Genomic DNA, 20,202 nt, shown 5'->3' with positions numbered 1-20,202 from the left:
GCGTGGTCAGCCGATCGTCTCGCCCGGCTGGACGCCCCACAGCTGGCTGCGCAGGATATAGCCCGACTTGCCGCCACGATCGACGCGGCACCATGCCTGGTCGCACAGCACGACACGGACAAGCGCGCCCGGTTCGATCCGCCAGACCGGGTTCGACTGGAGGTCGGCCCCGGCGAACATCGTCCGGACCTGCCCGGTGACGACCGCGGTGCGGGTGCCGGCGATGAGCTGCTTGTTCATCCAGCCGGTGCTGCCGCCGATGTCGCGGATCTGCCGCCAGATGCCGTATTCGCGGATCACCTCGACCGGCAGCCCCTTGCGGACATAGACCCAGCTGACCGGGTAGCGATCGCCCGGGCCGGTGCGGAGATACGCCCTGTCGGACTTGAGGCTGACGAAGCGCGGCACCGGCAGCCCCGACACGCCGCGCGTCGCGTCGCCGTCGATCGGCGCAGGCTTGGCGGCGGGGGTAGCGGCAGCGAGGGCAAGAACGGCGAGGAACATCATCGCACTATAACGACTCGCAACGCTAAGAGGGAGCGCGAAGGTTGACGCCTATCGCCGCCGCATCTAGCCCTTGTTCATGTCGCGCGCCCGCCCGAAGGTCATCGTCACCCGCCGCCTGCCGCAGGCGGTCGAGACGCGGATGGCCGAGCTGTTCGATGTCGAACTCAACTTCGACGATGTCGCGATGGACGCGGGCCAGCTCGCCGACGCCTGCGCACGCGCCGACGTGCTGGTGCCGACCGTCAGCGACGACCTGACGGCGGAGATCATTGGTGCCGCCGGGCCGCGCTTGAAGCTGATCGCCAACTTCGGCACCGGGGTCGACCACCTCGACCTTCCGGCGGCGCGGGCGAAGAATATCGTCGTCACCAACACCCCGGGCGTCCTCACCGACGACACCGCCGACATGGTCATGGCGCTGATCCTCAGCGTCCCGCGGCGGATCGGTGAGGGCGAGAAATTGCTTCGCGCGGGCGAATGGACCGGCTGGTCGCCGACCGGCATGCTCGGCCACCGCGTCACCGGCAAGCGATTGGGCATCGTCGGCATGGGCCGGATCGGGCAGGCGGTCGCGGTCCGCGCGCGCGCCTTCGGCTGCTCGATTCACTATCACAACCGCGAGCGGCTGCCGGCCGCCGCCGAGCAAGCGGTCGAGGCGACGTACTGGCCGACGCTCGCGGCGATGCTCGCGCGGGTCGACATCGTCTCGATCAACTGCCCGCTGACGCCCGAGACTCACCATCTAATCGACGAGGCGGCGCTGCGGCTGATGCAGCGGCACGTCTATCTGATCAACGTCGCCCGCGGCGAGATCATCGACGAGGCGGCGCTCGCGGCGTGCCTCGCGCGGGGCGGGATCGCCGGGGCCGGGCTCGACGTCTTCGAACGCGAGCCGGTCATCACCCCCGAGCTGCTCGACATGCCCAACGTCGTCCTCGTGCCGCATCTCGGCTCGGCGACGTTCGAAGGGCGGCAGGCGATGGGCGAGAAGGTCATCGCCAATATCCGCACCTGGTCCGACGGCCACCGCCCGCCCGACCAGGTTCTCGAGGGCTGGGCCTAGTCACGGACCGTTCACGGAACGACCGGCAAGACCGGTGGTTGTGACTGAAACGTTTTCGGAAGGACCAACGAATGACCCGCCTGCCTTTAGCCCTTGCCGCGATCACTGCGCTCGGCGCGATGACCACTGGCTGCACGACCGACCGCTACGGCGACCAGCACGTCAACGGTGCCGGTAAGGGTGCCTTGATCGGCGGCGCCGGTGGTGCCGTTGTCGGTGCGTTGACCGGTAACCCGCTGCTTGGCGCGGCAATCGGTGCCGCCGGTGGTGCCGTCGTCGGTGCCGTCGCCGACGACCACAACCGCTATGAGGATCGCAACGGCCGCCGCTATTATTACGAGAGCGACAACCGCCGTTATCACTACGAGAACGGCCGCAACCGCGTCTACGATCCGTATTGATCGCCTGAACCTGTTGCGAACGAAAAGGCCCGCGCCATCACTGGCGCGGGCCTTTTTGCATCTTCCGGCTGTCATCCCCGCCTTCGCGGGGATGACAGCTCTATTGTCAGAAGCGCGCGCGGATCGTCGCGCCGTAGGTCCGCGGCTCGGCAAGGAACGCCGAGAACAGCTGGTTGCCGGTACCGCCGAACGCCTGGACCTGCGCGACCGACTGCGAGCCCTGGAACGGCGTGTTGAACGCGACCTGCGTGTAGTTCTGGTTGAACACGTTCTGGCCCCAGAACTCGATCGCCCAACGCTGGTCCTTGCCGCGGATGCCGACGCGGGCATTGACCGTGGTGAAGCTCGGCTGGCGCTTTTCGGGGAACAGGTCGGAGCCGGTGTTGTAGCCCGAGGTGAAGCGGCTATCGACATAGAACAGTGCGCTCAGCCCGTCGGTGTTCGGGATGTCGGGGGTGAAGCCCATCGACGTCGTCACGACATTCTTCGGCGCGTTCGACACCTGGCTGCCCGGCAGCAAGAACAGCGCGGCGGACAACGGCGCGCCGCCGCTGCTCGACACGAGGTTCCGCTGGTACTTGGTTTCGGCGTAGGTGTAGCCGATCGAGAAGGCGAGGTCCTTCGCCGGGTAGATCCCGGTCTCGATCTCGACGCCCTGGCTGATCACGCCCGGCTTGGTCCCGCTGGTGCATGCGCCCGTCGTCGAGGAGTTGTCGCGGTCGGCCCCGTTAAGGCCCGTCGCGCACGAGCTGATGTTCTGGACGATGAAGACGCTGCCGTTGAAGGTGTTGAGCTGGAAGTTCTTGAACTCCTCACGGAACGCCGCGACGTTCGCGGTGAACATGTGGCTCTTGAACTTGAGGCCAGCCTCGTACGAATCGACCTTCTCGGCTTCGAACTTCAATTCGTCGCCGCTGGTGTTGGCGTTGGTCCGCGGCGTCAGGACACCGTTCAATCCTCCGAGCGGCGAGCGGTCGAGGTTGAACCCGCCCGCCTTATAGCCCTTGGCATACGACGCGTAGAGCAATGTCGAATCGACGGGCTTGTACGAGACGACCGCGGTGCCGGTGAACTGGCCCTCCGACAGGCGGCTGTTGAGCTTGAGCAGGTTCGAGTCGACGCTCGAGTTGCCGGTGCAGGTCAGCGTGATGATGCCGCCGGCGAACGCCGCGAGCGCCGCGTTCGACAGGAACGGCCCGAGCGCCGCCTGCTGCGCCGGGCAGACGGTGTTGTTGTTGTTGAAGTTGGCGTCGAAGATCTTCCGCTCATGCGTGTAGCGACCGCCGAGCGTCAGGCTCAGCTTGTCGGTAACCTTGATGATATTGTGGGTGAAGATCGCATAGTTCTCGCTGTCCTGATTATAGACGTCGCGAACCGAGCCGAGATTGTTGAGCGTCGACAGGCGGTTGAGCCCGGCGATGATCGCGGGGGCAGCGGCACCAAACGCACCGCCGAACACCGCGCGGCCGGTCGGGCTGAGGCAGCCCGCCGCGGTCGGATCGCGCAACGCCGCAACCGGGCTGACGGTGGCGACGAGGCGGCACGACGCGAACGCGCCGTACTGGGTGCCGAACTTGGCGTTGTCGACGACCTGGAGCTTCTCCTTCGAGTAGAAACCACCGACGAGCCAGTCGAGCCGGTCATCGAACAGCGACCCCTGCGCGCGGACTTCCTGGGTGAAGGTGCGGAAGCGGCGATAGGCGTTGCCGTCGTCGGGGCGGTAGGTGATGTCGACATTGGTATAGTCGATGTCGCCGGCGCCGCCCGCCTTGTAGACGCGATACGCGGTGATCGCGGTCAGCTTGACCTTGCCGAGATCCCAGTCGAGCTGGCCCGACAGGCCGCCGTCGGTCGTCGTGTTGCGATAGGTGCGGTTCGGGGTGACGGTGACCTGGCGGCTGTACGGGTCGGTCGGGAAGACGCCGCCGAGGCTTTTCAGGACATCGACGATGCGGTTCGACGCATCGGTGGTGACCGCCATGTCGGTGTTGAAGCCCGGCGTCGTCGTGTTCGGGGTGGGATCACTTGTCTCCCTCGTCGCGACATAGACCGCGGCGCAGCACTTTTCATCGCGGTGGGTGTAGTCGCCGATCAGTCGCAGGCTGATGTCGCTGGACGGGGTGAACAGCAGCTGGCCGCGGACGAAATAGCGGTCGCGATTGTTGTCGCTGCCGTCGGTGCCGGTGATGTCCTTGTAGAAGCCGTCGCGCTTGACATAGACGCCGTCGATCCGCGCGGCGAGCTTGTCGGCGATGATCGGGCCGGTGATGCCGGCCGACAGGCGGTAATAATTATAGTTGCCGTAGGTCGCCTCGGCATTGCCGCCGATTTCGAACGACGGCTTGGCGGTGACGATGTTGATCAGGCCGGCCGACGCGTTGCGTCCGAACAGCGTGCCCTGCGGTCCGCGCAGGACTTCGATCCGGTCGATCTCGCCGAGCTCGTTGAGGCCCGACCCGGTGCGGCTGCGATAGACGCCGTCGATGAACACCGCGACCGACGATTCGAGTCCGGGATTGTCGCCGACGGTGCCGATGCCGCGGATTCGTGCCGAGGCGTTGGCTTCGTTGCCGGTCGACGAGACGAGGAGCGACGGGGCGAGCTGGTTCAACGCACGGACGTCGTTCGCGCCCGAATTCTTGAGCGATTCGGCGTTGACCGCGCTGACCGCGATCGGGACGTTCGACAGCGCGGTCGAGCGGCGCGTCGCGGTGATGATGATGTCACGCGTATCGGCGTTTTCGCTCGCGTTGCCATCGGCCACTGCGGCGGCGGCGGCGCTGGCGCCCGGAGCGGTATTTGCCGGTGGCGCGGTCGGGTTCTGGACGGCTGCGTCCTGCGCAAAAGCCATGGCGGGCATGGCGAACGCGCACGCCGACAATAACAGAATATGCTTCACGGTAACTCCCAAGGATATTTGTTACGGTCTTAACACCGCTCGGCGCGGCGCTTACGGGAGGTTGCCGTGTGCGGCAAGCAATCGTGTCCGCGACCGTACTGATGGCCCCGGGCATGTGGCGAATACGCCACAGGTGCGTGGCGACGGTGCGCGGTGGCAGGCGCGGCAAATACCGTTATGGTCCGCGCAGCTTATGTGACGAAGGAAGCGTGAATGCGGACGACCACGGTGTTTGCGGCGATGTCGGCGGTCCTGCTCGGGAGCACGGCGCTCGCGGCACCGGCGGTGCCGGCCTCGCCCGTCGCACCGCTCGCGTATACGATGCGGACGCTACCGAATGGCCTGCGGGTCTTCGCGATGCCCGACCCGACGACGGCGAACGTCGCGGTCGAGGTGATCTACGACGTCGGCGCAAAGAACGACCCCGCCGGGCGATCGGGCTTTGCCCACATGTTCGAGCACCTGATGTTCAAGTCGACCCGCGACCTCGTCCCCGAACAGCTCGACCGGCTGACCGAGGACGTCGGCGGCAACAACAACGCCAGCACCCACGACGACTTCACCGAGTATCACGAGACCGTCCCGGCCAATCATCTCGAGCCGATCTTGTGGGCCGAGGCCGAGCGGATGGGGTCACTCGTCGTCGAGCCGAAGGTCTTCGCCAGCGAGCGCAACGTCGTCGAGGAAGAACTTCGCCAGGGCGAGGCGCGCCCGTACGGCACGCTGTTCCAGACCTACCTCCCCGCGATCAGCTACTCGGTCCACCCGTATGCGCGGTCGCCGATCGGCAGCATCGCCGATCTCGACAGCGCGACGATCGACGACATTCGTGCCTTCCATGCGGTCTATTACCGCCCCGACAACGCCGTCCTCGTCGTCGCGGGCAACTTCAAGCCCGCCGACCTCGACCGCTGGGTCGACAAGTATTTCACCAACATCCCGACCCCGGCGCGGGCGATCCCGCGGGTGACGACGGTCGAGCCGCCGCGCACCGTCGCGACGACGCACACCGTCTATGCACCGAACACGCCGCTGCCCGCGGTCGCGATCAGCTGGGCGGTGCCGCCGTCGAAGTCGCCCGACGACGCCGCGCTGTCGGTGCTCGACGCGATCCTGTCGGCGGGCGAAAGCTCGCGGCTGTACGAAAGCCTCGTCTACCGCGACCAGCTCGCGTCGTCGGCGGGGGCGAACCTCGACGACCGCCAGGATACCGGCGTGTTCGCGGTCTATGCGATCATGGCGGGGGGCAAGTCGGCGGCCGACGGCGAGGCGGCACTGCGCCGCGAAGTCGCCCGGCTGCGTGACGCGCCGCCGACCGCCGCCGAACTCGACGTCGCCAAGAACCAGCTGCTGACCGCCGCGATCAAGGAGCGCGAAACGCCGCTCGGCCGCGCCAACACGCTCGCCGAGGCGGTGATCGTCGACGGCGATCCGGCGTCGGCCGACCGCTCGGTCGCCGACCTCGCTGCGGTAACGGCCGCCGACGTCCAGCGTGTCGCGCGCAAGTATCTGCAGGATTCGGCGAGCGCGGCGATCCGCTATCTTCCCGCCGAGGGCGCGAAGGGTGCCAAGGGCGACACGATCACCGTCGCCGCGACGGTCCATCCCGCGCCGCTGACGGTGCCGCCGGGGGTCGTCGTCGTGGTCCCGGCGACCGCGGCCGAGCGCATCGCGCCGCCGCCGCCAGCGGCCCCAGTCGCGGTGCCGGTGCCGGTGGTTGCCGAACGCACGCTGCCGAACGGGCTGCGGGTCGCGGTCGCGACCCGGCGCAACGTGCCGTTGATCGCGGCAGTGCTCGTCACCAATAGCGGCGCGGCGAACGATCCGGCGGGGCGTGGCGGCACCGCCGAGCTTGCCGCGACGCTACTGACCAAGGGCACGGCGACGCGGTCGGCGACGCAGATTGCGCAGGAGATCGAGGCGCTTGGCGGCAATATCGGCGCGGGGGCGTCGTGGGATGGCACGACGCTGTCGATGACGGTCAAGACCGACCGGATCGGTGCGGCGATGGCGGTGTTCGCCGATGTCGCGCGGCATCCGAAGTTCGCCGCCGACGAGATCGAGCGGGCGCGGACACAGGCGATCGACGACGCCGGGATCGCGTTGACGAGCCCGCCGAGCCTCGCGCGGATGACCGCGACCAAGGCGGTGTTCGGCGACACGACGTACGGCCATATCGCCAGCGGGACGATCAAGTCGTTGAAAGCAATCACGCGCGCCGATCTGACGGCAGCCTATGCCGGATGGAATCCGGCGGGGGCGACGCTGATCATGACCGGCGATATCGACCTCGACGGCGCGGTGGCGCTGGCGACCAAGGCGTTCGGCGACTGGGCTCCCGGGAAGGCGGAGACACGTCCGGCACCCGCCGCCGCGACCTACCCGAAGCCGCGGACGATCGTCGTCGACCTGCCCGGGGCGGCGCAGGCGTCGGTGGTCGTGGCGCGACCCGGATTGGCGCGCGCCGACCCGGCGTATTACTCGGCGATCGTTGCCAATGCGGCATTGGGCGGTGGGTTCTCGTCGCGGCTCAACATGGAGATCCGGGTCAAGCGCGGGCTGGCGTACGGCGCAAACAGCGGCATCGATGCGCGCCGCGGGGTCGGGTCGCTGACCGCCTCGACCGCGACCAAGAACGCCAGTGCCCCCGAGGTCGCCGGGCTGATCGCGAGTGAATTGAAGAAGATGGGCACGACCCCGGTGCCGCTCCCCGAACTCCACATCCAGCAGGCGGTGCTCAACGGCGGCTTCGGGCGGTCGGTCGAGACGGTGTCGGGGCTGGCGGGGCGGCTCGCCGGTCTGGCGATCGACGGCATTCCGCTCGGCGAGCTGGCGCAGTTTTCACCGTCGGTCAACGCGGTGACGCCGGGGACGATCACCGCGACGGCGGCGACGCTGTTCGACCCGGCGCTGGCGAGCACGATCATCGTCGGTGACGCCAAGCAGTTCCTGCCCGAACTCGCCAAGGCGGGGATAACGGCGGAGGTGATTCCGGCCGCACGGCTCGACCTCGATTCGGCGACGCTCGGCAAGTGAAGTCGCGGGAATGATTGGCGTCTTCGCACGCGAACAGCTGGCGCACAGGCCCGCACGCGAGATGCACAACGGCGCATGGATCGCGCACGCCGAGACCGCGCAACGGGCGGAGGCGATCGTCGCCGCGCTGCCGCCGCTCGCCCCGGCGCGTGATTTCGGCCTCGAGCCGATCCTCCGCGTCCACGCCGCCGAGTACGTCGACTTCCTGCGCGACGCGTTCGCCTTGTGGCAGGCGGCGGGGCGCGAGGGCGACGCGCTGCCGTACGTCTGGCCGGTCGTCGGGCGGCGGCCGCTCAAGCTCAGCCGGATCGACGCGCTGCTCGGCCGCTTCAGCTTCGACGCGGCGACGCCGATCGCACCTGGAACGTGGGAGGCGGCGTATTGGGGCGCGCAGACCGCGTTGACCGCGCTCGCGCCGCTGCTCGACGGCAGCGCGCGGACCGGCTTCGCGCTGTGCCGCCCGCCCGGACACCATGCCGGGAGCGACTATTTCGGCGGCTATTGCTACCTTAACAGCGCCGCGATTGCCGCCCGGGCGGCGCGCGATGCGGGCCATGCCCGCGTCGCGGTGCTCGACATCGACTATCACCACGGCAACGGCACGCAGGACATTTTCCTGACCGACCCGACCGTCTTCTACGCCTCGATCCACGCCGACCCGGCGACCGACTATCCGTTCTACTGGGGCCATGCCGACGAGGCGGGCGAGGGGGCGGGAGCGGGTACGACGCTCAACCTGCCGCTGCCGCGCGGGACGGGGATCACGCCCTATCTCGCGGCGCTCGACACCGCGCTGGCGGCGCTCAAGGCATATGATCCGTCGCTGCTGGTCGTGTCGTTCGGGGCCGACACCTTCGCGGGCGACCCGATCTCGGGGTTTGCGCTGGCGACGGCGGATTACCCCGCCGTCGCCGCGCGGATCGCGAGCCTGTCGCTCCCGACCCTGGTCGTCATGGAAGGCGGCTATGCGACCGCTGAACTCGGGGACAATGTCGCCGCCTTCCTGTCAGGCGTCGCTTAGAATACCTTCGCGCCGAGGACGCGATGGTTGTGGCCGCGATGCGCGTTGTGCTTGAAGCGCGCGATGTGGCGGGCAGCAGCGTCCTGCATGTCGTGGATCTTCTTCTTGTCCATCGCGCTCAGGTGGCCGCCCTTGCGGTCCTTGGTGTGGAGCTTGGCGCGGGTGATCAGGTTCTGCTCCTGGCGCAGGACGCGCGCTTCGTGGGCGCTGATCGTGCCGCTGCGGACACCGGCGTCGATCGAGTTGCGCTGTTCGATCTGGCGGGCGTTGATCGCGGCGGCCGCAGGCATGGCGACACCGGCGGCCATGACGGCGGCGGTGAGCGCGACGAGATATTTGTTCATGAAATGCGGCTCCGTTTGACGTGACGAGACGTCACGCCCCGCGCAACGTTCAACGGGAGCGGAACGATCCGCGAGGCTTGCCGATTATGCCGACGAAGATTAACCCTGCTGTCACATTCTTCGACTCGAAGGACCAATATGCGCCCGACTTCGCTTGCCGTCTCCCTTATCGCTCTCGCGATTTCAATCACTTCCGCAACGACCGCCAGTGCCGCTCCGCAATACGGAGACTTCGGCGTCGACACGGCGGGAATGGATAAGTCGGTCAAGCCCGGCGACGACTTTTTCAGCTACGTCAACGGCGCGTGGGTCAAGAAGACCCAGATCCCCGCCGATCGCGCGGGCTGGGGCAGCTTCCAAATCCTCGACGACCTGTCGCGGGCCCGGACGCGCGCGATCATCGAGGCGGCGGCGAAGGGCGGAAATAGCGGCGACGCCGATGCCAGGCGCGTCGGCACTTATTATTCGACCTTCATGGACGAAGCGGCGATCGAGGCGAAGGGCATCGCCGCGATCAAGCCCGAGCTCGACCGCATCGCCGCGATCTCGACCCGCGCCGACCTCGCTCGTGTGCTCGGCAGCGACGAACGCGTCGCCGTCCCCGGCCCGTTCTACGTCGGCGTCGAGCAGGACCCGAAGAACCCCGAGCGCTACATGGTCGGCATGGGCCAGAGCGGCCTCGGCATGCCCGACCGCGACTATTACCTCGTCGACACCCCCAAGTTCGTCGAGACGCGGACCAAGTATCTCGCGCATATCGCCGCGATGTTCCGCCTCGCCGGGATGACCGACGCCGACGCGCGGGCGAAGGCGGTCTACGACCTCGAAAAGGCGATCGCGCAGGCGCACTGGACGCAGGTCGAGAACCGCGATCCGATCAAGACGTACAACCTCCGGTCCCCCGCCGCCCTCGCCGCCGAGGCTCCTGGACTCGATTGGCCGGTGTTCCTCGCCGCCGCGGGTGTCGGCAACCAGACGCGCTTCGATGTCGCCCAGCCGTCGGCGTTCACCGGCACGGCGAAGCTCGTCGCCGACCGGCCGCTCGCGGTGTGGAAGGACTATCTCGCGCTGCGGACGCTCAAGGCGCGCGCCGACGAACTGCCCAAGGCATTCGTCGCCGAAAACTTCGCCTTCGACGGCACCGTGCTATCGGGCCAGCCCGACCAGCGGGCGCGGTGGAAGCGTGGCGTCGACGCGGTCAACGACGCGATGGGCGAGGCGGTCGGCCAGCTTTACGTCGCGAAATACTTCACCCCCGACGCCAAGGCGAAAATCGACGCGCTGGTCCACAACCTCCTGTCGTCGATGGGCGAGCGGATCGACCAGGTCAGCTGGATGTCGCCCGCGACTAAGGTCGAGGCGCGCGCCAAGCTGGCGACGTTCAATCCCAAGATCGGCTACCCGACCAAGTGGCGCGACTATTCGAAGCTCAAGGTCGTCGCGGGCGATGCCGTCGGCAATGCGACCCGCGCCGACGCGTTCGAATACGACCGCAACCTCGCCAAGCTCGGCGGTCCGCTCGACCGGACCGAGTGGGGCATGACGCCGATGACGATCAACGCCTATTACAACCCGCCGATGAACGAGATCGTGTTCCCCGCGGCGATCCTCCAGCCGCCGTTCTTCGATCCCGACGCCGACCCGGCGGTCAACTACGGCGCGATCGGCGTCGTCATCGGCCACGAGATCAGCCACGGTTTCGACGACCAGGGCCGCCAGTACGACGCCAAGGGCGCGTTGCGCGACTGGTGGACCTCGGCCGACGCCACAGCCTTCACCGCGCGGGCGAACAAGCTGATCGCGCAGTACGACGCGTATGAACCGCTCCCCGGCACCCACATCAAGGGCGCGCTGACGCTCGGCGAGAACATCGCCGACCTCGCCGGGCTGCGGATCGCGTACGAGGCTTACCAGCTGTCGCTTCACGGCAAGCCCGCGCCGGTGATCGACGGGCTGACCGGCGACCAGCGCTTCTTCCTCGGCTACGCGCAGGTGTGGCGCGGCAAGCGGCGCGACGCAGCGGTCCTGTCGCAGCTGACGTCGAACCCGCACTCGCCCGAGAAGGAGCGCGTCTTCGAAGTCCGCAACTTCGGTCCGTGGTACGACGCGTTCGACGTCAAGCCGGGCGACAAACTGTATCTCAAGCCCGACGACCGCGTCCGTATCTGGTAAGGGTCGGCGCCGGCGCTGTTAACGCGCCGGCGCTTATTCCATCACCGAATGTTCGGGATCGATCACGATCTTCTTCGGTGACTTGAGGACGAAGATCAGCGGGATCGCCGCGATCGACAGCCACATCATCAGTGTGAAGTCGTCGAGATAGGCGATCATCGCCGCCTGCTGGTTGACCGCCGCATCGACCAGCGCAAGGACGGTGTCTCCCGCCGACGCCATCGCCGCGGCGATGCTCGGATCGGCGCCGGTGATGGTGAACGGGCTGATCGCCGCGCCGACATCGGCGTGCGCGATCTGCGTCTGGCGCGCGAGGACGCCGACCGACAGGCTGACCCCGACCGACCCGCCGAGGTTGCGCAACAGGCTGAAGAAGCTCGCGGCCTCGGTCCGCAGCGCTGCGGGAACGGTCGCGAACGCCAGCGTGTTGAGGGGGACGAAGATCAGCCCGACGCCGAAGCCCTGGACGAGCCCCGACCACAGGAACGGCCCGGTGCCCATGATCGGCGAAAAGCCGGTCATCCAGTACATCGTGATCGCGACCAGCGACATGCCGGTGATCATCATGATCCGCGCGTCGACCCGGCCGATCAGCCGCCCGACGAGGAGCATTCCGGCCATCGTGCCGACCCCGCGCGGGGCCATCGTCAGCCCCGAGATGACAACCGGATAGCCGTAAAGCTGTTCGAGCATCGGCGGCAGCAGGGCGCTCGTCGCGAGCTGAAGCATCCCCACCAGGAAGATGAAGGCGAAGCCGGTGACGATGTTGCGGTCCTTGAGCAGCGCCGCGGGCAGGATCGTGTCGCGCGCGGTGAAGATGTGGACTCCGAACACCCATAGCCCCATCACGCACACCGCCGCCTCGATCCGCACCTCCCATGACGAGAACCAGTCGAGCTGCTGGCCGCGGTCGAGCATCAGCTGCAGCGCACCGATGCCGATGCCGAGTGCGAGAAAGCCGAATGCGTCGAACTTGCGCATGAGTTTTTCGGGCGCGGGGAGGACCGCGAGCGCGCCGAACAGCGCGAGCAGGCCGAAGGGCAGGTTGACGTAGAACACCCAGCGCCATTCGAAATTATCGGTCAGCCAGCCGCCGAGCACCGGCCCCATCACCGGCCCGACCATGACGCCGACGCCCCACAGCGCCATCGCCTGGCCGTGCTTTTCCTTGGGGTAGGCGTCGAGCAGGAACGACTGGCCGAGCGGCACGAGGAACGCCCCCGACGCGCCCTGGAGCAGGCGGAAAAAGACCATCTGCTCGAGCGACTGGGCGAGCCCGCACAGCATCGACGCGACGACGAAGCCGCCGATGGCGAAGACGAACAGCCGCTTGCGCCCGACCTTGCCGCCGAGCCATGCGGTCAACGGCGTCGCGATCGCAGCGGCAACGATGTACGACGTCAGCACCCACGTCACCGTGTCCGACGCCGCGCCGAGGCTCGCCTGCATGTGCGGCAGCGCGACGTTGGCGATCGTCGAATCGAGGACGGTGATGAACGTCGCCAGCATGACGACGCACGTCACCAGCAGCGGATTGACCGCTTTGTCGGGCGCGGCGGCGAAGGGCAGCGCGGTCGATGCCATCAGGCGGTCACGCCGCTGATCCGCCGTCCGCTCACTTGTCCTGCTTCACGTAGACCGTGACGTTGGCCGACAGCCCGGCGATCGGCGGCAGGCCGCGATGATCGTCGATCGCGATGCGGACCGGAACGCGCTGGACGACCTTGACCCAGTTCCCCGTCGCGTTCTGCGCGGGCAGGACCGAGAACTCAGACCCGGTGCCGCCGCCGACGCTGAGAACGTGCCCGGTCAACGGCGTCGCCGGATAGGCGTCGAGCTTGACCGTCGCCTTCTGGCCGATCCGCATATGGTCGAGATCGGTCTCCTTGAAGTTCGCCTCGACCCAGTCGTGGCCGCTGAGCAGCAGGCTCATCGTCGGAATGCCGAGCGCGACGATCTGGCCCGGCTGGACCTTGGTCGTCTGGCTGGCGAGCCCGTCGGCGGGGGCGATGACCGATGTCCGGCGCAGGTCGAGCGCCGCCTTGTCGCGCGCCGCCGCCGCCGCAAGCACGAGCGGATGGCGGTCGATCGGGCCCGCCGGGGTGCCTGCGAGCGCGGCACTGGCATTGGCTTCGTCGGCGAGCGCCGAGTTCATGTCCGCATGGCCCTGCGCGAGCGTATGCTCGGCCTGCTGGAGTCGGGCGCGCGTCGTGAAGCCGTCCTTCATCAGGTCTTGCTGGCGCTTGAGATCAATCTCGTCATACGCGATCGCCTCGCGCTTGCCGGCGACATCGGCACCCTTGCCGGTGAAGGTCGAGCGCATCCCCGCAACCTGCGCGCGCGCCGTTGCAAGGTTGGCGGTCGCCTGTTCGAGCGCGATCTGGAACGGCTCGGGGTCGATCTTGAACAACACCTGTCCCTTGTGGACCTGCTGGCTCTCGCCGACGTCGACCTCGATCACGCGCCCGGTGACGTCGGAGCTGATCGAAACCTTGTCCTGCGAGACATAGGCGTTGTCGGTCGACACCGACCGGCCCGAGGTCAGCCAGAAATAGACGCCGCCAGCGATGACGACGAGCGGCAGCAGGATCATCAGCAGCGGGCGGCGAGCCCGTTCCCACAACGTCCGGCGCGGGGCGGCGACCAGCTGGTCGCGTCCAACCACATCGTGCATCACTTGACTCCCGACTTCTTCACACACGGCTCGGCGCGTGAAGAAAGATTTGCGCGAATAACTGACAACGCCACCATCGCGGCTGCGAGCCCATCGGGGTCGACCCCCGCCTGCGCGTCTTCGACGACGCCCTCCCCGATGCCACGCAGCTTCTCGAGCAACGGATGTGCGGTCGGCGTCAGATGGAGCCGCCACGCCCGGCGGTCGGCGGGGTCGGCGCGCCGCTCGACCAGCGCCGCCTCCTCGAGCCGATCGACCATCCGGCACAGCGTTATCGTCTCGACTTCGAGATAATCGGCGAGGCCGGTCTGGTTGATCCCCTCGTTGCGCGACAGGGCAAACAGCACCTGCCACTGCGCGCGACTGACGCCGAGCGACCGCGCCTTGGCATCGAACCGCCGCCGCAGCAGGCGACTGGTGTCGCTCAGGAGGAAGGCAAGCGAGTCCTGTTTCATATATATTAGATAATAGCCATGCTTGTAATCAGCAAGGCGTCAAATGCTGCAGCGCGGCATATGTTCCGCTCGAGCGGCGCGGACACGGCGCAGCTATAGGCGCAGGCCGAACGACCTGCGCCTTATGCCCGACGATTTGTGCTGATTAGTAGGGCGGCGTAATCGTCGCGTCGGGGGTGATCTGCGGCAGGATTGACTGCGGAACATCGCCGCGCTTCCGCGCCGCGCGATACTGGTCCTGGATTGCCTGGTTGCAGCCGGTGCCGCCGCCCGGGCCAACAGCGCTGCACGACCCGATGCCGCCGCCAGCGCCGCCGGCGTCGTCGCCGAGCAGAAGCTTGCGGTTGGCAACGTTCGGCGCAAGCGCCTGGGCGTCGCTGCGAACTGCCGGCGGAATTCGGTAACGGTCTTCGTCGGGACGGCGCGAGCAGACGATGATCTCGTCGGGATCGGTCGACTTGGGACACGGATCGGTCCCGAAGACTTCGACGACCTTCTGCCGGGGCAGGCTGGTGTCGGTCGGCGCAGCCTTGAGCATAGATTGCGCTGCGACGGGCGTAGCCGCGGCGCTCGCCAGTATCATCATCAAGGCGATCGTCGCACGCATCATTCGGTCCACTTCCGCCGGTTACCACCTCCCTGTAGCAGAGGTGCGCGGTCGCTCAATCGGCGATCGTTCTGGCTCGGGACATAACGCGCTGGCGGCAGCGGCGATCCGGCGACGATCGCGATTGCCGCGGCGCACGGCTTCGTCCACTTTGGCGTGGTTAATTGCTTCGGAGTAAAATCATGCGTGTCGTCGTGCTGTTCAACCTCAAGCCCGATACCGATGTTGCCGCCTACGAAGACTGGGCGCGAACGCGCGACATTCCCGGTGTGCGCGCGCTGCCGTCGATCGACGATTTCCAAATTTACCGCACGACCGGCCTGCTCGGCGGCAGCGCCCCCGCGCCGTATCAATATGTCGAGATCATCGACATCGCCGACATGGAGGGCTTCACGACCGACGTCGCCGGCGCATCGAGCCAGGCCATCGCGCGCGAGTTCAAGGCGTTTCTCGGGGCCGAGCCATTCTTCATGTTGACCGAGCCTCTCGTATAGGAACTAGCGCGACGAAGCGACGTTATCAGGCGACGAGTGGAGAGCTCCAAGGAGTTGCCTGATGTCGCCCCTGCTGATCGCGATGACCTTGCTCGGCTGCAGCGACGCTGGTGACCAGTGCCAGGCGGTGCGGGTTCTCGCCCCGCGGTATCAGACTGTCGATGCGTGCAATGCTGCGGCAGAGGAAGTCCTGACACGGACGACCGATGTCAGCTATCCGGTCGTCGCGGTTCACTGCCAGAAGGCCGATGCCCCGGTGGTCGCGCTCGCGTCGCGCTAGTCGAACAGGCTCGAAACCGAACTTTCCTCGCTCGTCCGCCGCATCGCTTCGGCGAGAAGCGGTGCAATGGTGATCAGCCGGATCTTTTTCGCAGTCTTGACGACATCGAGCGGCGCGATCGAATCGGTAATGACGAGCTCGGTCAGTTCGGATCCTTCGACCCGCGCGACCGCGCCGCCCGACAGGACGCCGTGAGTGATATAGGCGGTGACGCTCGTCGCGCCCGACTGCATCAGCGCGGCGGCGGCGTTGCACAGGGTCCCGCCCGAATCGATGATGTCGTCGACGAGCACGCAGGCGCGGCCCGAGACGTCGCCGATGATGTTCATGACTTCGGATTCGCCCGGGTTCTCGCGGCGCTTGTCGACGATCGCCAGCGGGGCGTTGCCGAGGCGCTTGGCCAGCGCGCGGGCGCGGAGGACGCCGCCGACGTCGGGTGAAACGATGGTCAGGTTGGTCTTGGGCAGGCGCGCGACGATATCGGCGTGCATCACCGGCGCGGCGAACAGATTGTCGGTCGGGATATCGAAGAAGCCCTGGATCTGCCCAGCGTGAAGATCGACCGCGAGGACCCGGTCGGCCCCTGCCTTGGTGATCAAATTCGCGACCAGCTTCGCCGAGATCGGCGTCCGCGAGCCCGACTTCCGGTCCTGCCGGGCATAGCCGAAATACGGCACGACGGCGGTGATCCGGCGCGCCGACGCCCGCCGCAGCGCATCGATGCAGATCAGCAATTCCATGAGGTTGTCGTTCGCCGGGGCCGAGGTCGACTGGACGACGAAGACATCCTCGCCGCGCACGTTCTCGTGGATTTCGACGAAGACCTCCTCGTCGGCGAAGCGGCGGACGCTGGCCGACGTCAACTTGAGGTCGAGGTACGACGCGATCGCCTGCGCCAGCTCGGGGTTGGCGTTCCCCGCCAGAATCTTCATGCGCACGGTCCCCTTGATGCGCGGCGTCTTAGCGGCGGCGTCATCGATCGGCAACACTTGCTACGCCGACGGACGCTCACTGTTATCGGTCCAGCGCGATCAGCGCGAGATTCCGCCCGTAATCGGCTTCGCCGGCGTGCGTCGTGCGGCGATAGCTGAACCAGTCGCCGGGGTTGGCATAGGTGTCGCGCCCGGTAGCCTCGATCCGCGTCAGACCCTCGGCCGCAAGCCGCGCGGCGACGAAGCCTTCGAGGTCGAACTGGAGGTGGCCCGGACGACCGGCAGTGAAGAAGCTTGCGAACGACGGATCGACCGCGACGAATGGGTCGGCGTAGCTCAGGCTGACCTCGTAGCTCGCGCGGGCGATGCATGGCCCGATCGCGGCGGCGATGCGGTCGCGGCGCGCGCCGAGCGCCTCCATCGCAGCGATCGTCGCGGGGAGCACGCCGTACAGCGCGCCCTTCCACCCGGCATGCGCCGCGCCGATCACCCCGGCGGCGACGTCGGCGAACAGGACCGGGGCGCAGTCGGCGGCGAGGACGCCGAGGACGACGCCGGGGCGGTCGGTGACGAGCGCGTCGGCGTGCGGGCGATCGGCGTCGACGGTCGCGGGGTCGGCGATGACGACGATCGCGCTGTGGATCTGGTGGACCGTGGCGAGCGTCGCGCCGGGAGCGACCGCGGCGACCGCGCGCCGCCGGTTCTCGGCGACCGCCGCCGCGTCGTCGCTCGACCCGAGCCCGGTGTTGAGCGAGGCGAAGATGCCGGTCGAAACGCCGCCGCGCCGCCCGCAGAAGCCGTGTCGCGTGCCCGTCAGTGCCGCGGCGGTGACGAACGGGACGGTCATGCGGCGGCCTCAGTGCGGACATCGAGCGCGAGGCGGCAGATGATGTCCTCGTCGGCATGGTCGCCGACCATGAAAGTGTACGGCATGACTTCGACGAACCCGGCGCGCGCATAGAAGCGGCGGGCGCGCGGGTTGTCGACGAAGACCGACAGCCACAGGTCGGCGGCACCCTGCTCGCGCGCGGTCGTCGCCGACCAGTCGAGGAGCGTCGCGGCGATGCCGCTGCCGTGCCACGGTGCGTCGACATAAAGCTGATAGAGCTGGGCCGCGGTTCGTCCGCCGCGCTCGACCGCAAAGGTCAGCGGCCCGATCCGCGCGTAGCCGATGGCAACGCCGTTGACCTCGGCAAGGCGCACCGTCGCGTCGCCCGCCAGCGCCGCCGCCCATCGCTCTTGTGTGTGATTATCGAGGAAGATCGCGAGGTTCGCCGAGGAATACAGATGCCCGAAGGTTGCGGTGAAGGTCCGCGCGCCGAGGTCGGCGAGGCGTGCCGCGTCGGCGACGGTCGCGGTGCGATAGGTGACGCTCATGCGAACCCCGCCGGCGCAGGCCAGTCGCGCCCGGTCAGCGCCATAACCTTGAACAATCGCCCCATCGCCGTCTCCCCGGTAAGCCGCGCGACCGCCGCGTCGATCGCCTCGCGTTGCACCGCAGTTGCCCGGCGACGCAAGGTCTCGGCGCGCGCGTCGATGCCGATCGCGCGGAGAAAGTCGCCTTGCCTGATCGGGCCCGACGCAGCTGCGCACGCCGCCGCCGCGAGCGCGGTGAAGTCGACGTGCGCGGTCAGGTCGGCCTCGCCGGGGTCGACGAAAGGGTCGGCGGAGGCGTGGTCGCGCACCGCCTGGAGCGTATCGCCGGTGACCGGCCCGCTGTGGCCGTAGTCGATGAACAGCGCCGCCCCGCCGTTAAGCGACAGCCGCGAGCCAATCTCGGCGGCGATGGCGGTCGACGCGGGGGAGGTCTCGACGACGCTGCCGACGGGGGCGTTCCACAGCGACGGCGGGACGAGCGGCGTCGCATCGGCGTTCCCGAGCGCTGCTGCAAAGCCCGCGTCGCCCACCGCCACTATACGCTCGTGCCAACCGGTCGTGCTGCGAACGAATTGGCGCACCGGCAGCGCGTCGAAGAACTCGTTGGCGACAAGAAGCAGCGGCGCATCGTCGGGCACGGCGTCGAGGCTATCGTGCCACCTCGCGTTCGCCACCCGATCGCCCTGTGCCGTGCGCAGTAGCGGACTCGTCTCGACGAAATCGACCGCCGGAGCCCATCTCGCTGCAGCCATGCTGCGCAACATATCCGCCATCAACGTGCCGCGTCCCGGCCCGAGTTCGACAAGCCGAACCCGGTCTGGCGACCCCGCGCGACGCCACACATCGGTCAGCCACGCGCCAATCAGCTCGCCGAACATCTGGCTGATTTCGGGTGCGGTGGTGAAGTCTCCGCCAGCGCCGAACGGGTCGCGGGTCGCGTAATAATGTGCGTTGCACAGGCCCATCCACCGCGCGACCGGCATCGGCCCCGACGCCGCGATCGCGTGCGCGAGCCGGTCGCCGAGCGGCGTCACGCCGGGATCGGTGCCCCGGCAGGGATCGCTCGCGCCCGGCTCGACCATATCAGATACAGACCGAGGAAAACCATCGGCAGGCACAGCCATTGCCCCATCGTCAGCCCGAACTTGAGATAACCGACCTGGATATCGGGCTCGCGGAAGAACTCGATGCAGAAGCGGACGAGGCCGAAGCCGAACGTGCCGACGCCGACGAGGAACCCCGGGTAAAGACGCGCGCGCGTCCGATAGAACAGCAGGTTGAGCACGACGAACAGCAGGACGCCCTCACCGGCGAACTCGAACAACTGGCTCGGATAGCGCGGTGCGGTGCCCGCGCCCGGGAAGATGATCCCCCAGTCGCTGCCGGTGACGCGCCCCCATAGCTCGCCGTTGATGAAGTTCGCCAGCCGCCCGAGGCCCTGACCGAGCGGGGCGACGCACGCGACGTAATCGCAGATGCGCAGGCCCGGCAGATTGTTGGCGCGGGCAAACAGGAAGATCGCGGCGGTGAAGCCGATTGCGCCGCCGTGGAACGACATCCCGCCCTCCCACAGCCGCAGGATCGCGAGCGGGTCGGCGGCGAATTTGGCGAAGTCGTAGAACAGAACATAGCCGATCCGTCCGCCGAGGATGATCCCGACCGTCGCCCAGGTGATCAGCGCATCGGCATTCGCGCGGCTCATCGGGGCCGCCCACGAATCGAGCATCCGGCCGAGCAGCCACCAGCCACCGAGGATGCCGCCGATATAGGCGAGGCTGTACCAGCGCAGCGCGAAACCGTGGAATTCGAAAAGAACCGGCGAGAGGCCGAGGCTCGACCAATCGAGCGCGATCCGGGCATGGTCGAGCAACGTGATTTCCCTTGTGTCGCGACGTCGCGGCACCATAGTCGGGGAAAGCGATAAGACAATTGGGTGAGGC

Annotated in this window: 19 protein-coding genes; 7 read left to right on the top strand and 12 right to left on the bottom strand. The window is 67.7% G+C overall.

The genetic code is table 11. The annotated features are described in order from the left end of the window. Positions 1 to 6 precede the first annotated feature (6 nt). Positions 7 to 504: an SH3 domain-containing protein gene (locus tag KTC28_RS01395; RefSeq protein ID WP_223132265.1), complete on the bottom strand. Its 498-nt coding sequence runs from the start codon at positions 502 to 504 to the stop codon at positions 7 to 9. A 79-nt stretch (positions 505 to 583) separates the two neighbouring features. On the opposite strand from KTC28_RS01395, the gene KTC28_RS01390 reads away from it, so the two are divergent. Both KTC28_RS01390 and KTC28_RS01385 read left to right on the top strand, forming a co-directional pair. Next, positions 584 to 1,570, top strand: coding sequence for a 2-hydroxyacid dehydrogenase (locus tag KTC28_RS01390; RefSeq protein WP_216710134.1), 987 nt, complete (start codon positions 584 to 586; stop codon positions 1,568 to 1,570). A gap of 71 nt (positions 1,571 to 1,641) precedes the next feature. After that, positions 1,642 to 1,971, top strand: a complete 330-nt coding sequence (locus KTC28_RS01385) for a YMGG-like glycine zipper-containing protein (RefSeq protein WP_216710133.1) — start codon at positions 1,642 to 1,644, stop codon at positions 1,969 to 1,971. A gap of 106 nt (positions 1,972 to 2,077) precedes the next feature. Here KTC28_RS01385 and KTC28_RS01380 read toward each other — a convergent pair whose 3' ends face one another. Beyond that, a complete protein-coding gene (locus KTC28_RS01380) occupies positions 2,078 to 4,822 on the bottom strand; it encodes a TonB-dependent receptor (RefSeq protein WP_216710221.1) in 2,745 nt (914 codons plus the stop codon). 261 nt (positions 4,823 to 5,083) lie between these two features. Between KTC28_RS01380 and KTC28_RS01375 the strand changes: the two genes are divergently transcribed. Both KTC28_RS01375 and KTC28_RS01370 read left to right on the top strand, forming a co-directional pair. Next, a complete protein-coding gene (locus KTC28_RS01375) occupies positions 5,084 to 7,906 on the top strand; it encodes a M16 family metallopeptidase (protein WP_216710132.1) in 2,823 nt (940 codons plus the stop codon). Positions 7,907 to 7,916: 10 nt separating this feature from the next. Then, positions 7,917 to 8,927, top strand: coding sequence for a histone deacetylase family protein (locus KTC28_RS01370; protein ID WP_216710131.1), 1,011 nt, complete (start codon positions 7,917 to 7,919; stop codon positions 8,925 to 8,927). Here the strand turns inward: KTC28_RS01370 and KTC28_RS01365 are convergent. Next, positions 8,924 to 9,271 (bottom strand): hypothetical protein, encoded by a 348-nt coding sequence (locus KTC28_RS01365; RefSeq protein ID WP_216710130.1) that lies wholly within the window; start codon positions 9,269 to 9,271, stop codon positions 8,924 to 8,926. The genes KTC28_RS01370 and KTC28_RS01365 overlap by 4 nt on opposite strands. Positions 9,272 to 9,409: 138 nt before the next feature. Here KTC28_RS01365 and KTC28_RS01360 point away from each other — a divergent pair, with 138 nt between their 5' ends. Continuing rightward, positions 9,410 to 11,443, top strand: coding sequence for a M13 family metallopeptidase (locus KTC28_RS01360; RefSeq protein ID WP_216710129.1), 2,034 nt, complete (start codon positions 9,410 to 9,412; stop codon positions 11,441 to 11,443). Between the two features lie 33 nt (positions 11,444 to 11,476). Here KTC28_RS01360 and KTC28_RS01355 read toward each other — a convergent pair whose 3' ends face one another. The 4 genes from KTC28_RS01355 to KTC28_RS01340 all read right to left on the bottom strand — a co-directional run bounded on the left by KTC28_RS01355 (position 11,477) and on the right by KTC28_RS01340 (position 15,182). Further along, complete coding sequence (locus tag KTC28_RS01355; RefSeq protein ID WP_216710128.1) at positions 11,477 to 13,027, bottom strand: DHA2 family efflux MFS transporter permease subunit; 1,551 nt, start codon at positions 13,025 to 13,027, stop codon at positions 11,477 to 11,479. A gap of 31 nt (positions 13,028 to 13,058) precedes the next feature. Beyond that, positions 13,059 to 14,117 (bottom strand): HlyD family secretion protein, encoded by a 1,059-nt coding sequence (locus tag KTC28_RS01350; protein ID WP_216710127.1) that lies wholly within the window; start codon positions 14,115 to 14,117, stop codon positions 13,059 to 13,061. Further along, positions 14,117 to 14,572 carry a MarR family winged helix-turn-helix transcriptional regulator gene (locus tag KTC28_RS01345; RefSeq protein WP_216710126.1) on the bottom strand — a complete coding sequence of 152 codons (456 nt, stop codon included), beginning with the start codon at positions 14,570 to 14,572 and terminating at the stop codon, positions 14,117 to 14,119. Before KTC28_RS01345 ends, KTC28_RS01350 begins: the two co-directional genes overlap by 1 nt. Positions 14,573 to 14,717: 145 nt before the next feature. Beyond that, complete coding sequence (locus tag KTC28_RS01340; protein WP_216710125.1) at positions 14,718 to 15,182, bottom strand: hypothetical protein; 465 nt, start codon at positions 15,180 to 15,182, stop codon at positions 14,718 to 14,720. Between the two features lie 179 nt (positions 15,183 to 15,361). Between KTC28_RS01340 and KTC28_RS01335 the strand changes: the two genes are divergently transcribed. After that, the gene (locus tag KTC28_RS01335; protein ID WP_216710124.1) at positions 15,362 to 15,673 is read left to right on the top strand and encodes a RedY/HapK family protein; all 312 of its coding nucleotides are present in this window, start codon (positions 15,362 to 15,364) and stop codon (positions 15,671 to 15,673) included. A 61-nt stretch (positions 15,674 to 15,734) separates the two neighbouring features. Further along, positions 15,735 to 15,953 carry a hypothetical protein gene (locus KTC28_RS01330; protein WP_216710123.1) on the top strand — a complete coding sequence of 73 codons (219 nt, stop codon included), beginning with the start codon at positions 15,735 to 15,737 and terminating at the stop codon, positions 15,951 to 15,953. On the opposite strand, the gene KTC28_RS01325 is transcribed toward KTC28_RS01330, so the two are convergent. The 5 genes from KTC28_RS01325 to lgt all read right to left on the bottom strand — a co-directional run bounded on the left by KTC28_RS01325 (position 15,950) and on the right by lgt (position 20,168). Further along, positions 15,950 to 16,885, bottom strand: coding sequence for a ribose-phosphate pyrophosphokinase (locus KTC28_RS01325; RefSeq protein WP_216710122.1), 936 nt, complete (start codon positions 16,883 to 16,885; stop codon positions 15,950 to 15,952). The two genes, KTC28_RS01330 and KTC28_RS01325, sit on opposite strands and share 4 nt — an antisense overlap. 82 nt (positions 16,886 to 16,967) lie before the next feature. Continuing rightward, positions 16,968 to 17,732 carry a peptidoglycan editing factor PgeF gene (gene pgeF, locus KTC28_RS01320; protein WP_216710121.1) on the bottom strand — a complete coding sequence of 255 codons (765 nt, stop codon included), beginning with the start codon at positions 17,730 to 17,732 and terminating at the stop codon, positions 16,968 to 16,970. Then, a complete protein-coding gene (locus KTC28_RS01315; protein WP_216710120.1) occupies positions 17,729 to 18,262 on the bottom strand; it encodes a GNAT family N-acetyltransferase in 534 nt (177 codons plus the stop codon). The genes pgeF and KTC28_RS01315 overlap by 4 nt, the downstream gene beginning before the upstream one ends. Continuing rightward, positions 18,259 to 19,344, bottom strand: a complete 1,086-nt coding sequence (locus tag KTC28_RS01310; RefSeq protein ID WP_255602171.1) for a class I SAM-dependent methyltransferase — start codon at positions 19,342 to 19,344, stop codon at positions 18,259 to 18,261. The genes KTC28_RS01315 and KTC28_RS01310 overlap by 4 nt, the downstream gene beginning before the upstream one ends. Next, the gene (gene lgt, locus KTC28_RS01305) at positions 19,293 to 20,168 is read right to left on the bottom strand and encodes a prolipoprotein diacylglyceryl transferase (protein ID WP_216710119.1); all 876 of its coding nucleotides are present in this window, start codon (positions 20,166 to 20,168) and stop codon (positions 19,293 to 19,295) included. Before lgt ends, KTC28_RS01310 begins: the two co-directional genes overlap by 52 nt. Between the last annotated feature and the right edge of the window lie 34 nt (positions 20,169 to 20,202).

Origin of the sequence: Polymorphobacter megasporae (assembly GCF_018982885.2) — a bacterium.
Taxonomy (GTDB): Bacteria; Pseudomonadota; Alphaproteobacteria; order Sphingomonadales; family Sphingomonadaceae; genus Polymorphobacter_B; species Polymorphobacter_B megasporae.
Note: the sequence above shows the minus strand (reverse complement) of the source record. Positions and strands in the feature narration are given on the sequence as shown.